This is a genomic window from Lapidilactobacillus dextrinicus DSM 20335 (genome assembly GCF_001436095.1).
In the GTDB taxonomy this organism is placed as follows: Bacteria; Bacillota; Bacilli; order Lactobacillales; family Lactobacillaceae; genus Lapidilactobacillus; species Lapidilactobacillus dextrinicus.
The window spans coordinates 68248-84073 of the sequence record NZ_AYYK01000001.1 but is presented as its reverse complement, the minus strand read 5'-3'; the positions used below and the strand labels follow the sequence as shown (position 1 = coordinate 84073).

19 protein-coding genes and 2 tRNA genes are annotated in these 15826 nt (G+C 38.9%); 14 read left to right on the top strand and 7 right to left on the bottom strand.

Translation table 11 applies throughout. From position 1 onward, the window contains the following. Positions 1 to 12 precede the first annotated feature (12 nt). From FC84_RS00415 to FC84_RS00375, 10 genes are all read left to right on the top strand, one after another. Entirely contained in the window at positions 13 to 816 is an 804-nt protein-coding gene (locus tag FC84_RS00415) for a Cof-type HAD-IIB family hydrolase (RefSeq protein WP_057753678.1), read from the top strand. A gap of 19 nt (positions 817 to 835) precedes the next feature. Next, on the top strand, positions 836 to 913 hold the full coding sequence (locus FC84_RS09170; RefSeq protein ID WP_083479488.1) for a DUF2200 family protein: 78 nt from the start codon (positions 836 to 838) through the stop codon (positions 911 to 913). 59 nt (positions 914 to 972) lie between these two features. Then, positions 973 to 1056, top strand: a tRNA-Leu gene (locus FC84_RS00410). Positions 1057 to 1097: 41 nt separating this feature from the next. Beyond that, positions 1098 to 1168 (top strand) — tRNA-Gly (locus tag FC84_RS00405). Positions 1169 to 1571: 403 nt separating this feature from the next. Next, positions 1572 to 2816, top strand: coding sequence for an acyltransferase (locus FC84_RS00400; protein WP_083479473.1), 1245 nt, complete (start codon positions 1572 to 1574; stop codon positions 2814 to 2816). Between the two features lie 43 nt (positions 2817 to 2859). Then, a complete protein-coding gene (locus FC84_RS00395; RefSeq protein ID WP_057753675.1) occupies positions 2860 to 4392 on the top strand; it encodes an AMP-binding protein in 1533 nt (510 codons plus the stop codon). Positions 4393 to 4549: 157 nt separating this feature from the next. Next, the gene (locus tag FC84_RS00390; RefSeq protein WP_057753672.1) at positions 4550 to 5017 is read left to right on the top strand and encodes a flavodoxin domain-containing protein; all 468 of its coding nucleotides are present in this window, start codon (positions 4550 to 4552) and stop codon (positions 5015 to 5017) included. A 27-nt stretch (positions 5018 to 5044) separates the two neighbouring features. Further along, complete coding sequence (locus FC84_RS00385; protein WP_225733089.1) at positions 5045 to 6019, top strand: DUF2785 domain-containing protein; 975 nt, start codon at positions 5045 to 5047, stop codon at positions 6017 to 6019. 18 nt (positions 6020 to 6037) lie between these two features. Further along, a complete protein-coding gene (locus FC84_RS00380) occupies positions 6038 to 6700 on the top strand; it encodes an HAD family hydrolase (protein WP_057753666.1) in 663 nt (220 codons plus the stop codon). Next, complete coding sequence (locus tag FC84_RS00375; RefSeq protein ID WP_057753663.1) at positions 6700 to 7212, top strand: GNAT family N-acetyltransferase; 513 nt, start codon at positions 6700 to 6702, stop codon at positions 7210 to 7212. The genes FC84_RS00380 and FC84_RS00375 overlap by 1 nt, the downstream gene beginning before the upstream one ends. Positions 7213 to 7308: 96 nt before the next feature. On the opposite strand, the gene FC84_RS00370 is transcribed toward FC84_RS00375, so the two are convergent. The 4 genes from FC84_RS00370 to FC84_RS00355 form a co-directional block, all read right to left on the bottom strand. Then, on the bottom strand, positions 7309 to 7794 hold the full coding sequence (locus tag FC84_RS00370; protein WP_057753660.1) for a universal stress protein: 486 nt from the start codon (positions 7792 to 7794) through the stop codon (positions 7309 to 7311). A gap of 61 nt (positions 7795 to 7855) precedes the next feature. Then, on the bottom strand, positions 7856 to 8143 hold the full coding sequence (locus FC84_RS00365; RefSeq protein ID WP_057753657.1) for a hypothetical protein: 288 nt from the start codon (positions 8141 to 8143) through the stop codon (positions 7856 to 7858). A gap of 386 nt (positions 8144 to 8529) precedes the next feature. Further along, positions 8530 to 9834 carry a replication-associated recombination protein A gene (locus FC84_RS00360; protein ID WP_057753654.1) on the bottom strand — a complete coding sequence of 435 codons (1305 nt, stop codon included), beginning with the start codon at positions 9832 to 9834 and terminating at the stop codon, positions 8530 to 8532. Between the two features lie 30 nt (positions 9835 to 9864). Beyond that, on the bottom strand, positions 9865 to 10332 hold the full coding sequence (locus FC84_RS00355) for a YueI family protein (protein WP_057753651.1): 468 nt from the start codon (positions 10330 to 10332) through the stop codon (positions 9865 to 9867). Between the two features lie 74 nt (positions 10333 to 10406). Between FC84_RS00355 and FC84_RS00350 the strand changes: the two genes are divergently transcribed. Both FC84_RS00350 and FC84_RS00345 read left to right on the top strand, forming a co-directional pair. Beyond that, a complete protein-coding gene (locus FC84_RS00350; protein WP_057753648.1) occupies positions 10407 to 11015 on the top strand; it encodes a DUF1054 family protein in 609 nt (202 codons plus the stop codon). Between the two features lie 142 nt (positions 11016 to 11157). Beyond that, on the top strand, positions 11158 to 11367 hold the full coding sequence (locus FC84_RS00345; protein ID WP_057753645.1) for a hypothetical protein: 210 nt from the start codon (positions 11158 to 11160) through the stop codon (positions 11365 to 11367). A gap of 44 nt (positions 11368 to 11411) precedes the next feature. Here the strand turns inward: FC84_RS00345 and FC84_RS00340 are convergent, their stop codons facing one another. The 3 genes from FC84_RS00340 to FC84_RS00330 are packed head-to-tail and all read right to left on the bottom strand — an operon-like array spanning position 11412 to position 13977. Next, positions 11412 to 12053 carry a copper homeostasis protein CutC gene (locus tag FC84_RS00340; RefSeq protein ID WP_057753642.1) on the bottom strand — a complete coding sequence of 214 codons (642 nt, stop codon included), beginning with the start codon at positions 12051 to 12053 and terminating at the stop codon, positions 11412 to 11414. Between the two features lie 40 nt (positions 12054 to 12093). Then, on the bottom strand, positions 12094 to 12921 hold the full coding sequence (locus FC84_RS00335) for an undecaprenyl-diphosphate phosphatase (protein ID WP_057753631.1): 828 nt from the start codon (positions 12919 to 12921) through the stop codon (positions 12094 to 12096). A 21-nt stretch (positions 12922 to 12942) separates the two neighbouring features. After that, a complete protein-coding gene (locus FC84_RS00330) occupies positions 12943 to 13977 on the bottom strand; it encodes a lactonase family protein (protein ID WP_057753628.1) in 1035 nt (344 codons plus the stop codon). A 190-nt stretch (positions 13978 to 14167) separates the two neighbouring features. Here FC84_RS00330 and FC84_RS00325 point away from each other — a divergent pair, with 190 nt between their 5' ends. After that, entirely contained in the window at positions 14168 to 14545 is a 378-nt protein-coding gene (locus FC84_RS00325) for a PTS glucitol/sorbitol transporter subunit IIA (RefSeq protein WP_057753625.1), read from the top strand. Between the two features lie 42 nt (positions 14546 to 14587). Then, positions 14588 to 15790, top strand: a complete 1203-nt coding sequence (locus FC84_RS00320) for an AI-2E family transporter (RefSeq protein ID WP_083479471.1) — start codon at positions 14588 to 14590, stop codon at positions 15788 to 15790. The last annotated feature ends 36 nt before the right edge of the window (positions 15791 to 15826 follow it).

The following is a 15826-nucleotide window of genomic DNA, read 5'->3' as shown; positions in this document are numbered from 1 at the left end:
TGAGGGATGAAGATGGCAATTAAACAAATCTTTTCAGATATGGATGGCACCTTATTGAATAGTCAGGGGGACCTTTCGCCAGAGAATGCCCAAATTATTCGAGAGGCAAAAATCCCCTTTACCTTAGTTTCAGCACGTTCGCCGATGGAAATGGAAACTGTCATTAATGATTTACAGTTAACTGGTCCACAAATTGGTTATAATGGTGCCTTGATTTTTAAAAAAGGTAGTACTGACTGGGAAATCCTTGAAGAAAATTTACTGGACTTTGACACGGCGCAGGCTTTAGTGACGCGCTTGCAAAATAAGTTCAGTGATTTAAGCGTCAGTCTTTATGATTTAAATCATTGGTATACGGATAAAATTGATGCGGCAATTGAATATGAAGCAAAAATTACCAAAACTAGCCCTGATTTGATTGATTTTAAGGACTATTTGGCTAAACCGAGAGAAATTTTTAAAATCATGTTGATCACTTTTGACGAGACTCAGATGCAAGGGTTATTAACATTTCTCGACGAGCTAGCATTACCAGGAATTGCCTATGCTCAGTCTGGATCAACTTATTTAGAAATAACAGATCAAGCTGCCGTGAAATCTAAAGGAATTCATTATATTATGCAAGAAGAACAACTAGCCGTTCATGAGACAGCCGCTTTTGGCGATGGTCATAACGATTTGCCTATGTTAGAGTTGGTCGGCTATCCGTTAGTTATGGCTAATGCTGCTACTGAGATAAAAGCGGTAGCGAAACAAATTGTCCCTAGCAACGATAACAATGGCGTCGGTTACGGAATTCAACATTATTTACGATAGTTGATTCACTGTTGCAAAAATTCGCTGGTTAGATAAATTGGTTGATGAATTAGCAAAGGGTTGGCCACTTGCCAAAATTTATCGAGTTAACAGATAAAATTTATTTGAAAAACACTTGGCATTTAGCGAAAATCTGCTAAAATTAAGAGTGTTGTTGCCGCTGTGGCGGAATTGGCAGACGCGCAGCGTTCAGGTCGCTGTGTCCGTAAGGACGTACAGGTTCGACCCCTGCCAGCGGCACTATTGGTTCATAATGGTTGTTTAGACGGCCATTAGATTTTGCGGGCATAGTTTAGTGGTAAAACGTTAGCTTCCCAAGCTGAAGTCGCGAGTCCGATTCTCGTTGCCCGCTTATTTTAAATTGTTGTTCGTCATAGCCTTGAGTCAATCCAGTTGGTTGCTCAAGGCTATTTTTTGATTAGGCTGTTATCACAAGTTGTTATCTTGTGATAACAGCTTTTTTGTCTTATTGAAAAATAATTGCTGGATAAGTTGTCGATCATCAAAAATTTATCACATTTTCTTGCAAAATTGTTCGTAGTTCGGCGCTTAAAAATTCGTATTCGCGTTTTAAACTGTTAAGTAATCAATTATTAAAACGAGTTTTAACAAGCAAATGGAGATGATAAATTTGTTATTACACCAAAAGCTTCAAAGTAAATCAACGGATCATGCCCAAAGACGTTCACGATTATTTAAAGTCGTCGTTTTAACTTCTGGATTTGGCATCACATTTTTATTAAAGAGGTGTCTTCATGGTCGCTCAGTCCACCGCATTAACCTCAAACACGAATAAACCTAAAAAGCCATATCTACATGAAGTCGACTTGATGCGTAATATTTTTATCTTCGGTGTGTTGTTAAATCATACGACATCAGCATTTGCTAGACATATGACTAATGGTTCTTGGAGTCAATTATTGTTACAGGCAACGCATTTAATGCTGCACTTTACACGAATGGGCTTCATGTTTATGACAGGCTTAGTATTGTTTCTTAACTATTATCAGCGTGACCACCAGAATTGGTGGCAGTTTTGGAAGAAACGTTACACTAGTGTGGGCATTCCGTATCTAGCTTGGAATGCTATTTTATTATTGCTGACAACGTTAGGCGGCAAGACTGCATTTAATGGTCGTAACTATTGGCACGAGTTGTTGGACGCAGTCATTCATGGCAACCATTTTTATTTATATTATGTCTTTGTTACTTTCCAGCTTTATTTAATCTTCCCAGTACTGGTTGGTTTATTTAAACGACATCCTAAAAAACATTTTCTGTTTTTAGTGGTGAGCTTAGCTTTACAAATGCTCTTATTAATCGCTATTAAATACGGGCTGCCACACATCGATCGTTCGACGTGGCCTTATTGGTTCCGCTCATATGGCATGAATATTATGGTGTATCAAGCTTATTTCATTGCTGGTGCCTTTACGGCCATTCACTATCAACAAGTGGTCCATTGGTTAACAACACAGGCATCAGTTATTTATCATTTAGCAATGCTGTTAGCACTTGGGACGGTTGGGTTGTACTTCTTTAATCAGAATGTTTTGCACCTCAGCTTGGCACGGACCCAACTGGTTCATCAACCTTATATTATGCTTTATGCCTTAATTATGATTGTCACTGTATTTTTGCTTGGTTTAAAGTATGCTAACCTGCGCACCACACGTCTTGACCCAGCAGTTGATCACTTCATTAAATTAGGTTCAAAGGTTTCATTTGGTATTTATCTTGTTCAGACGATACCGCTATTATTACTCAATGGTATCTTAAGTTATTTAGATTATTTACCAGCTTGGTTTTTATTATTGTTATTGCCATTGGGTTATTTATTGGTAGGAGTTGGTTCGTTTATGATTGCTTGGTTTTGCTACCGAGTTCCACCATTTGGCATTTTAATTGGACGAATGCAGCAACCAGCAGCCCGGCGTTCAACAGTAGCAAATGAAAACAAACAGCAAAATGCGAATGAATTAATGACCAAGAAAATTTAAGCTGACAAAAAAGTAATTTTTTAAAAAATAGAGGAGCGATTCTATGACAAAATTAAATATGGCCTTAACTAACCAACTTCTGACTGATGCGGATCGTCCTTTGATCAAGGAAGTTAACCAAAGTAAATGGCTGACAAAGGGTGAATTTCGTCGTGATGTCACGCGGATTATGACCGCTTTAACTAATGTCAACATTGGCTATCACGATCAGGTATTAGTTTGTTTAAATAATGCTAGTGCCTATCCGGAATTAATGCAGGCATTTTGGGCACTAGGTATTGCTGTACATCCTGTCTCAGCTTCGACACCGGTGGCTCAACTTTTAGCTGAATGGCATGAGCAAGACTATGTGGCGATGGTTATTGCGCCAGATTTAACAGCTCAGCTATCACTTAACATCACTGAACTACAGTTAAGCAGTACGACTGGATTGCAGTTACTTTCTGATACTGAAAAACTATTAGCGCGTCGTTGTGCACCGATGGCTGCTATTCAGGAAAATGACTTGGCGCTGATCCTGAATACTTCCGGAACAACTGGTAAACCCAAAAGAGTAGGACTGACGCATCGGATGTTATTCAATGGTGCCACCCATGATGCCAAGAGTCAGCAAATGACGGCTAAAGATACTACGTTAATTACAATGCCAATGTTTCATATTAATGCACAAGTTATTTCTGTTTTAGCGATGCGTTTAGCCGATGGTAAGATAGTCATTGCACCGAAATTTAGTGCTAGTCGTTTTTGGCAACAAATTGCTGAAAACCAAATTACTTGGACGTCGGTGGTGCCCACAATTATTTCAATTTTGCTATTGAATAAACGTGCTAATGAACAATATCATAAATATGCACAGTTCTTAAAACTAAGATTTGTGCGTAGTTCTTCATTTGCGCTACCTGAAGATAAATTTCGTGCTTTTGAACGTCGTTTCAACGTGCAAATTCTTGAAGGTTATGGCATGACTGAAACTGCCAGTCAATGTACCATCAATCCTTTTGATGCGCCTAAAATTGGTTCGGCAGGGCAACCCTATCAAACTGAAATTGCTTTTCTGATCAATGGTCAGTTAACCCAACAACCTTATCAAATAGGTGAAATTGCAGTTAAGGGTGATCATGTGATCACGAGTTATTTAGACGTTGGTTACGATTCCTTTAAAGACGACTGGTTCTTAACCGGTGATTTGGGTTATTTTGATAGCGATGGTTATTTATTTGTTAAGGGACGCATTAAGGAAATGATTAGCCATGGTGGAGAAAAGATTGCCCCAGTAACTGTTGAAAACGAATTAAACCATTTAGATTTTATTAGTCAAGTGGCTGTTATTGGCTTGCCTGATGATATTTATGGTGAAGCAGTTACCGCAGTAATAATACCAACTAAGGATCAAGCTCATGATTATGAAGCAGAACGGCAACAAATTTTTGATTATGCTGCAGAGAAGTTGGCTCGTTATCAACGACCAACACAGGTTTATTTTGTTGATCGGTTCCCCTTAAATGCAACTGGCAAAGTCGTTCGCCAGCAACTTCGCCAACAAATATTGCAACAAAACCAAAAAGTTGCCCATTAAAAATTGAATAAGTTAATTAGGTATCCTGCTGATTATTTTAATAGCAGGATATTTTTTATTAACTGTGGTCAGCTAGAGCACAACGGACATTTTTTCTCAATTGTAATGGCGTTATGTTAAACTAAAAGCAGGAATTAAATATGAATGGAGGGGTCTTATGAATTCGCAAATTGGAATTATTTATGCTAGTATGTCTGGACGTAACGAACAAATTTCCAAATATTTAGAGCAACAATTTATTAAACTCGGTCAATCTGTTGACCGACATGAAATTTCCCAGTTCGAAACAGAAAAGCTATTAGATTATCAAGCGTTTATTATTGTCAGTTATACTTATCATGACGGACAAATACCTGATGAAGCGCTAGATTTTTTTGATGATTTACAGACAGTTGATTTAACTGGCAAACCTTATGCCTTAACGGGTTCTAGCTCCATGAAACATGAACATTTTGGGCGAGCACTTGATTATTTGGACCAACAATTGGTGCATTTAGGTGCTTTGCGAGCAAGTGCCATCTTAAAGATTAATGAAGATGCCGATCGTGCTGATTTAGCTCGTTTAGACGCCCTGTGTCAACAAGTGATTGATTTTAACCAGTTGCGTACGCAACATTTAGTTTAAGTTAAGAAGTAGGTAATTATTTTGGTTGTGACAAAAATTGCTGATGTTAAAGCACGTTTGAATCAGCGCTTTAAAGATTTTAATCAAGGTTTGAATTTTGAAACGTTGCCTGATCAGTTGACTGATTTATATCAGTCGATTGCTTATGCCCAACGACGCACTAAAGTTGTGCCACTAACCGAGGGTAGCATTGATGATTTCCAGGCGGTTTTAAAAAGAGTGGGTCATGCGGTTAACAAAAATGATCCTGATTTGGCCTTAAGTGATGCTGAATTGATGTTATTGCTACACAATATCGGCTTATTAGACGAGAATTTACGTGATCGGGGCATCTTTTTTACGATTAGCGGCTTAATGAATCGCGGAGCCCTAAAGGCAGAACAAATTTGGCCGGCGTTACAATTTTTAACGCAGGATGAGGTCTTATTTGCTCACATTATGGAACCAGAAAATGATGCGGTTTTTAGTCGCTCCATGGCGGTATTGTTAAGTTCGGTTTTCTTAGTGGCTGATCGTGCTTATGGTGATGTTTTAACAGCAGAACAATATTGGTTTGTTATTTCTCAGTTGGCTTTGTATGCCTTATTGGAACGTGATGTGCGTGGTTTTGTTCCTGATTATGGTTGGGCGCATGCCTTCACACATATTGGTAATGTTTTGACTGAGGTAGCTGAAAGTCGTTTAACGCGTGCCCAGAAATTGTTTTTCTTGACTTGTACTATGGTTGGTTATCAGCAGGCAAGTCTACCATTTTCCTTTGGTGAAGATCAACGGATGGCGACAGCTACATTGGCGCTAGCGACAAAAGAGAAGTTCTATGCTGATTATTTAATTCGTATTTTTCAAGTATGGCCTAAACGTGCACCGGTTAATCCGCAAGGTAATGGCTATGATTTCTGGACGAAATGGTATAATCGTAATCATTATTTTGTTAATTTAATGGTGTTACCAGATATTCCAGAAGCGTTAGTTGATTTTATTAAAAAGATGCCAAATTATTAGGCAGTTAAGGGTGAAAAAGTGTTAAAAGCAGTTATTTTTGATATGGACGGGGTTCTCATTAACAGTGAACCATATTATTTACAACAACGGTTAGATTATTTCAAGTTATTAGGCATTGACGTTTCTGACGAACATGTCCAAAATATGACCGGCGGTAACATGAAGATTGCTTTACCGCAATTATTACCAGGCAAAACAACGGCACAGTATGCTCGTATTCGCCGGGGGTATCGTTACTTTAAGTCACAACATCCTCAAGATTTTAATGCGATGTTAATGCCAGATACACGGCGGGTATTGCAGCATTTAAAAGAACAAAATATTCGTATGGCGTTGGCTTCTTCTAGTGATCGGCAAACGATTAATACAATGTTAACAACGACAGGGTTAGAAGAATATTTCGAAACAACTTTAAGTGGTGAAGATTTTGAGCGAAGCAAACCAGACCCTAGTATTTATTTAACAGCGTTAGAAAAATTAGCTATTGATGCAAAAGATGCAGCCGCGGTGGAAGATTCTGAAATGGGTATTGCTGCGGCTAAAGCGGCCGGTATTTTTACTTTTGCCGTGGCCGTAGATGATCCTCGAGTAGCTACAGATCAAAGCCAAGCCGATTATCGGTTACGTAAATTAGGTCAATTACCTGGGGCGGTAACCTTAATGAGAGGGCATTTGCAATAATGACAAGTCTTAAATTTCGTTTGGCAACTGCAGCAGATTTACCACAGGTGATGACAATTGTTGAAGAAGCACGTCAATTTCTGCATGAACGTGGCATTCCGCAATGGCAAAACGGGTATCCCGATCAGACTGTTTTTAGGTCGGATATTGCTCACCAGGCATTATATGTCGGTATCCTGAATCAAAAGGTTGTGGTTATGATGACGTTACTGGCTGGCCCTGATCCGAATTATCAAAAAATTGCTGGTACTTGGCAACAATTAGATGACAATTATTTGGTTATGCACCGGATAGCAGTTGCCCGTCAAGCGGCTGGCCAAGGTATTGCTGAAGCTGCTTTTGAGTTCGCAATTAATCAAGCTCAACAAGCCAAAAAAATTTCTTTCCGAATTGACACTCACGAAAAGAATCAGGGCATGCGTCATTTAGCTGCTAAATTTGATTTTACTCAATGTGGCACGGTTTGGATGGCGGATGGTTCACCAAGATTAGCTTTTGAATTAGTCTTCTAACAAGTACTAAGCGTTATTGGCACCTAATTATAGTTGTGATCAAAAAAATTAGCGATACAAAAAAGGACTGCAATTTGCAGTCCTTTTTAATTGAGATTATTTATCTTTCTTATCTTCTAATGGCGGAATAGGTTGATTATTCAAGTCTGTTCGAACCACTAAAACATCACAAGTTGCATTACGTGTGACGAATTCGGTAACTGAGCCTAACAACAAACGTTCAACTGCATTTAAACCAGTTGCGCCAATCATAATTAAATCGACTTTTTCACGTTTAGGGAATTCTCGGCCTAAGATTGTTTTAGGTGAGCCATATTCAATGAAATATTGAACGTGCTCTAAACCTTCATCCTTGGCTTTTTGAACATACCGGGCCATTGATGTTTTGGCCGTTTCTGAAACTTCTTCTACCATTGCGGAGTCGAAACTTGATACGTTTTGAAATGCTCGAGTGTCAATAACATGAACTAAAAGCAGTTCTGCTTGATTCCGCTTTGCGACAGCAACAGCCTTCTTAAAGGCTAATTCAGATTCTGATGAACCATCAATTGCAACTTGGATTTTCTTATATTGTTGTAACATTTATCTCGCTCCCTTCAACTTCAATTTTATTCTACAACATCGCTTGGCAAAAAGCATTGATTTAGCTGTTAGAGAAATTAATGGCTAAAGCAAAACCAGCAGTAACGACGCTACCAACAATTAACGTGATTAAATTCCACTTAGCCGGCATCAAAATTAAAATTAAGACACCGCCCACGCAGGTTGCTAGCAGCAAGATACTCGTGACAATCATTGCTGCCCGAATTCGAGGCGTTGCATCCGGATTAAAAATTAGAAAAGCCTTGTGTAAGTGGGTTAGTAAATAAATTGCCAAGATTGCTAAAACCAAAATAAAAATCGCAACGGCAATAATGATAATCGAATTCATAATTAACTCCTTTAAATGAGCTTAATGGGTGGCTTTTAAACCAATTATTAACAAACAAAAAAAGGATCAGCATAGCTGACCCCACAAAGTTTTGAACTTTGAGAATATCTAGTGGTGCCGTTTTAGATCCGTTTAGTTGAGCCCGCTAAATGTTAAGCAGGGGCCGTGCAGCTATTTGGTTTTGGCAAGTCAGAAGACTCGCACACCGCATAACGATCCACGGCCAAAATGTCTCATTACTTGATCGGTCAACATAAATTTGAATCAATCGAACACCTTAGAACTTCCATAATTAAGATTAACATTATGAAAAATAAAATGCAATTATTAAAGCGTTCACTTTACTATGAGACCACTTTTAAAGCCTGACATTAACCATCATCAAATTAATTTTTATGATTTTGTTGAGCAAGACCTTGTTTTTGGGCCTGGCGTAGTTGTTGATATTGTTGACCATAGGCAGTTTCAATTTTACCATTGTGCTTAGGTTGATAATATTGTTTACCCGCTAGTGTGTCAGGTAGATATTGTTGTGGCAACCAGTCGTTTGGTGCATCATGAGGATATTGATAAGTATCACCGCGATGTAATTTTTTAGCGTCAGCATAATGGGCATCTTGTAATTGCCGGGGAACTTTACCGGCGTGGCCATGATTAATATCATTAATCGCTGCATCTACAGCTGAAATTGCCGAGTTAGATTTAGGTGAGAGACATAATTCGATGACTGCATTAGCCAAAGGAATTCTTGCTTCAGGTAAGCCCAATCTTTCAGCGGCCTGACAAGCGCTCACAGTGCGCGCTGCAGCAGCTGGATTAGCCAGACCAATATCTTCATAGGCAATGACCATTAAACGCCGCATAATGCTAGTTAAATCGCCAGCAACGATTAGTCTCGCAAGATAGTGGAGTGCGGCATCAGTATCACTACCACGAATTGATTTTTGAAAGGCGGAGATGACGTCATAGTGAGCATCGCCATCTTTATCATGGGAGAAGCTTTTCTTTTGAATCGACTCTTCAACATCGGTCATTGTAATATTAATGACGCCAGTTTTTTCATCAGGTGTTGTCGAATTAGCGGCTAATTCAAGACCATTTAGTGCAGAACGCAGATCACCATTGGTTCGCTGTGACAAAAAGTCCAAGGTTTCAGTGGCAATTTCAATAGGCAAGTTACCTAAGCCATTTTCAGTATCAGCTAATGCGCGCTGCAAAGCCTGTTTAATCTCTTCAGGCTTTAAAGGATAAACTTCAAAAATCTGTGTTCGACTACGAATAGCTGGATTAATGGTCATGTAGGGATTTTCAGTCGTTGCACCAATCAAAATAATCCGGCCGCTTTCTAATTGTGGTAAGAGAAAATCTTGCTTTGTTTTATCGAGCCGATGAATTTCATCAAGCAATAAAACAACCGTGCCACTCATGCGACCTTCTTCAGCTACGGCTTGTAAATCTTTTTTAGTGTTAGTGGCAGCATTCAACGTTCGAAAAGCATATTTTGTACTGCCGGCAATGGCACTCGCAATACTGGTTTTACCAGTGCCAGGTGGGCCATAAAGAATCATTGACGAAAGTTGCTTGGCTTTCACCATGCGATCAATAATTTTACCAGCGCCAACAAGATGTTGTTGACCAACAATATCGGTTAACTTTTGCGGTCGCATACGCCAAGCTAATGGTTGTGCCAAAATTGTTCACTCCTTTCGTCAAAAATTAGTTTAATCGTGAAATAAACGTGAGAAGAAGCCTTTTTTCTCTGGCTTACTTGTGGTTGCTTGAGTCGTTGTATCAGTCGTTTCCGGGTAGATATCGAGTAAGTTAATCGTTTCTTGATCGACTGCTGTGCGACTGACAATTAATAAGGCATAGCTATCTAGTTCTTCAGGCGTTTCTGGTTTATTAACAAGCGTAAAAGCAAAGTTTTCTTGAGCAAGTAATTGTAAGTATGGTCCCATTTTGCTGTGATCGACTTTACCATTAATTAAAGCTGTTTGATCGGTAAAATCTTTTAAATGAGTTTCAAAAGTACGGAATGTGCGTGAATTATCTAAATCCTTAACCTGAATAGCCAATAAGACGCGTTCACGTAATGATCCTAAAAATTGGCGCCGTTGATCAGGAAGTGTTTGGGGTGTGCCCGTCATTGCAGAAGTTAAGCGTTCATTGACATCGTCTGTATTTGCCATTTTTTCACCTCAGAAATATGCTAAAATTAAAGTAACAATGATTCCAGTATACCATGTTTAAAAAGGGGTTTCCGATGTTAGGTAGAACAAGTTTTGAGGTATTTAATGATCCCACTTTGCCTGGGCGTTTGGCAAAAATTCAAACTGAAGTGGATCCGGATTTTGAAACGTTAGGTGAACAATTAACTCAGCTCCTTTATCCAGAGCTCCAGGAAACCTTACATGTTCACTTAGCTAAACATTTGCGTCGTCATAAAAATCCACCAGTAGATACTTGGTTTGCACTCAGCAGTAGCAAGCGTGGCTATAAAATGATGCCGCATTTTGAAATTGGATTATGGCCAAACTGGTTGTTTATTAATCTAACCCTTCTCGGCGATATGAAACAACGTCAACAAGTTGCGACTAGTCTTAATCTGATTGATTGGCAATTGGTACCGGCTATGCAAATTTCAAGCGATCATTCAAGCTCAAAGCATGAAGATTATTCACAGGAAACTTGGCAAGCCGCTGTTCAAAGATTCCAGCAGGTTGCTAAAAGTGATTTAGTTTTGGGAACTTGGATTCATAAAAACGACGACCGATTCGCTAATCCCAAGGCGATCGAACAAACTATTCAACAACAAATTATCGATTTAGCACCATTGTATCAAGCGTTAATGCGTGCTTATAACGAATCGTAATTAATCAAGACAAGTTAAAATGATTGTTATTTTGTGGTTCTCGTGTCTTCAGAAAATCCGCTGGTGGAACGCTGTGGACACGACTTAGAACCAATCAAAGATTGTTTCTAAGTTCGGTCTTCTCATAAGCGCTAAAGCGCCAATGAGAATTACACAGCTGACCGCGATTTTCTTGCGACACTTAGCAAATCAGCACTGGAGCAAAGTTGCCATCAGTGGTGAAATTACTGTTGGTACTTTAGCACTTACAGTAAGACCTGCCTTTAAGACAATTGATAATTGGCTTAAAGCAGTGTCCACCACGTTCCATGCGCAACCTTTGTGGAAGTGCGAAGAACAATTAGATAAATAAAAAACAGCGCAAACTCGTTAATTAGAGTTTGTGCTGTTTTTTTATTATTTTAAAATACCAGTAATTTTGGTGCCATGTAATTGGTTAACACCAAGTTCAGTAGCAATGTGTTCGGCGTTGATATTGGTAATACCGCCGCCTGGTAAAATATCAATACGATTGTTAGCCAGGGCAATTGTTTGCTGTAATTGAGCCAAATGATCTTCAATTGGGACAGATAATGGTCCACCATGAGTCAAAATGCGGCTAACTTGATGATCAACTAACCAATCAATGGTTTCTTGTTGCTTGGCAACAGGAATTTCGTCAAAAGCCATGTGCATCACGATTTCCATACCGCCAGCTGCGCCAATTAGCATTTCCATGGCTTCCTTGTCTAATTCATTGTTACGCGTGAGCGCACCAAACGTAACGGCGTCAACGCCCAATTCTTGGGCTAAAAATAAATCAGATTCCATCATTTTGATTTCAGTGTCGTTATAAACAAAGTCTCCGCCTCTTGGGCGAATCATGACGACAAGAGGAATATTTTTTTCGTTGAGATATTTTGCGGCTTCGGCCATCACACCGTGACTAACTGTTGTGCCACCGACGGCTAAATTATCATTTAATTCAATTCGATTAGCACCAGCTGCAACTGCTTTAGGGATCATGGTGAAATTTTCCACTGCGACTTCTTTAAACAAATGCTCAGCTCCTATTCTCTTAATAAAAATCAATGGTTAATTAAAAGATTGCCTTTAAACCAAAGTAAGCAATCACGATAATACCTAAGACAATTCGATACCAGCCAAAAGCTTGGAAGTCGTTTTTCTTAATATAGTTCAACAAGAAACGAATTGATAAGTAGGCAACCACGAAAGAAACAATCATGCCGACTAACAAGACGGCGACTTGATCACCAGAGAAACTATTATGTGCTAAGAACTTAACGATCTTCAGTAATGAAGCGCCAAACATGGTTGGAATTGCCATGAAGAAAGAAAATTCAGTTGCCACAAAGCGAGATGTTCCAATGATGATAGCACCCAAAATGGTTGCACCAGAACGGGAAGTACCAGGAATTAATGAAAGTAGTTGGAACATACCAATGCCTAAGGCAATTGAATAGGGTAAGGTATTTAAATCATTGAAATGACTTGTGCGTCCCTTGTTCCAGCGTTCAATGACGATGAAGAGAATACCATAAATAATTAAAGTGGCTGAAATTACAGGCCAAGTATTCAGATGAGCATCCATCCAATCGTTCAATGGTAAACCGACGATGATTGAAGGAATGACAGCGACTAAAACTTTAAACCATAGTTGCCAAGTTTGTCCCTTTTCACGTTGCGCCTTCTTAGGAGAGAAGGGATTTAATTTATGGAAGTAAATCAAGACAACAGCCAAAATTGCACCAAGTTGAATCACAACCATGAACATGTTGATAAAAGCTTTACTTTCGCTTAATTTGATAAACTCATCAGCTAAATATAAATGTCCTGTTGAACTAATAGGTAAGAATTCGGTAATACCTTCGATAATACCTAAGATAATGGCTTTAATAATATTCAATTGTCAAACGTCCTTTCGAGTTTAAGCTTGAGTAAAAATAACGCAAACACTCTCAGGCGTTACGATATCTTGTTGGATTTTAGTTAAGGTGCCGCGTTCAGGATTGCGGCGATAAAGCGTAGAATTGTTGGTGTTTTGATTACTGCAAACGACAAATTTTTCAGTAGGGTCTAAGACAAAATCACGAGGGAAATCACCTTCAGTACTAATGCGCTGAATCAATTGTAAGTCGCGACCGCTAGCGGTGATAGCAAAAACAACGATCGAATTATGACCGCGATTTGAAGCGTATAAGAATTGACCATCATTACTAATACGAATAGCCGCACTACCGTTGTGTTCAGTGTAGTTTTCTGGAATTAATGAATAGCTCGTAATTAAGTTGAAGCTGCCATCTTGTTGATAGTTCAAAATTTGGACGTCACTAGAAAGTTCACCTAATAAGTAAGCAATCTTGCCATTAGGATTGAAGACAATATGACGTGGACCAAAACCAGGTTCAGTCCGATAAGTGGCAACCTTAGTTAAATTACCTTCAGTACTAACGTCATAAGTGACGACTTCATCAGTCCCTAAATCACAAACAACCAAGCGTTGATCAGGTGTTAAATCAGTATAGTGAACGTGGGCACTATCTTGTTCAGGACGAGGGCCATTACCGACATGTGTATCAGTGCTGGCTAAACTAATGCTGCCATCAGTTGCAATACGATAAACCAAGACTTCACCTTTATGGTAATTAGCAGCGTAGACTAATTGTCGTTGTTCATCAACAGCAACATAAGCTGGTGGGGCACCAACAGCCGTGACCGCGTTTAAAAACTGTGGTGTATTGCCGTTTAAATCGTAGGCAGCAATACCACCTTCTTCGCCATCTTCACTCTTGCAAACCGTATAGAGAATATTTTGTTTGCTTAAAGCGAGATAGGTTGCTTGTGGGACTTCAATATAAACTTCTGGGCGTTCAATACTTTCAGTATCAGTATCTAATTCGCCACGGTAAATACCTTTACCGCCGTTACGAGTGTAACCGCCGAATAAAATTTCTTCTTTCATCACGAATTTACCTCCAATTTTTCACATTGTTAGTATAGCATATGCAGCACGACTATTTACTAGACTTGGGGACTAGTCTTTGTAAAAAACTAAAGGTTGTGTGCTAAAATGAAAGCGTGTTGAATAATTAAATTTTAGTTTTAACCATAAATAAGATAATAAATTTTAAATAGTGAAGGATGATTGATGAATGGCAGACGTTAAAGCAGTTATTACAGCGATTGGTGAACAGGCTTTATCAGCTAAAGATCCGATGGTTATTTTATTTGATGAAAGTGCAAGTCCTGAATTACGAGCCGTTGCCGTCATTCAGAAATTTGCCGCAACTACGGCTCAACGCGAGTTGACACTAGCAGACGGTGATTTGTTAATCATCGACGGTACTACTTACCCAATTGAACATGTGGGTAGTTTAGTTAACGAGAATATTCGTACGATTGGCCACGTTACTTTAATTTTTGGTGATGAGGGTCCCCAAGATTTACAAAATGCGCTTTACCTGACCGCCACCATAAAACCAGATTTTAAAATTGGGACTGAGCTGGTTTATCATCATCTCGAACAATAATGCGATTATAAAAAAGTTCTAATAGTTGAAAGGGGGAGCTCAATGACAGATCCTAAAAAAACACGGAAATCTTGGTTCTATCGCTGGTTTCTCAATAATAAAGCCACCGTTTCTTTGATTAATATCTTTTTAGCCTTAGCGGTTATCTGGCTGTTTGCTAATGTAAGTTGGGTTTTCCAACCAGTGGGCTCGTTTATTCAAATGATTTTCCCACCGGTGGTTGCGGCGGGAATTTTGTATTATTTAATTGAACCAGTGGTTAAATTCTCTGAAAGTCATTTTAAAATGCCACGGATTTTGACGATCACTTTAGTTTTTATTGCGATTATTGCCTTGCTTGCTTGGGGCATTGTGTCGTTAATTCCGATTATTCAAACGCAAACGCAACAAATGATTGATAATTGGCCGAAGTATTGGAAGAACTTGCAAACTGCTGGTGACCAGCTCTTAACCGTTCCTCAGTTAAGTGGTGTGCGCGATCAAATTAATTCCCAGTTTAATCAAATCAGCTCTAGCTTAGTCAAACAAGTTAATAACAACATTGCTGATTGGTTTAATAATATTACATCGGCTGTTGGTGTGATTGGCAATGTTTTTGTGACAATTGCCACGGCGCCATTCGTATTGTTCTTTATGTTAAAAGATGGTCCTGTGTTTAAAGATCATATTTTGACATTTGTACCGGTTAAATTTCGGCAATCAACGGGTGATTTATTAACAGCGATTAATCAATCACTTAGTAATTATATTCGTGGGCAATTAACCGTTGCTTTTTGGGTCGGCGTAATGTTTGCCGTTGGTTACTCGATTATTGGTCAGAATTATGCTTTAACCTTAGGTGTCTTAGCCGGCTTCTTAAATTTAATTCCTTACTTAGGTTCATTTTTAGCGATTATTCCAGCTTTAATTATTGCTGCATTTACGAACTCATTCATGGTGATTAAAGTTTTAATTGTTTTTGCGATTGAACAGACAATTGAGAGTCGATTTGTATCGCCATTGATTGTCGGTAGTAAGATGGATATGCATCCTGTTACGACCTTATTGATTTTGCTAGCTGCTGGTAAGATGTTTGGTTTGTTAGGCGTTTTATTAGGTATTCCAGCTTATGCCGTGCTCAAAATTTTATTCATGCGTTTCTTTGAATGGTTTAAAGTTGTTTCTGGATTATACGAAGGCGATGAGAGTGTATCACTTGCTGCTGATCAAAAATTGGAAACAGTAGATTCAAAAAAAGAAAATTAACCTTATCAAAAAATCCGACTCAGTTGAAATAAATTC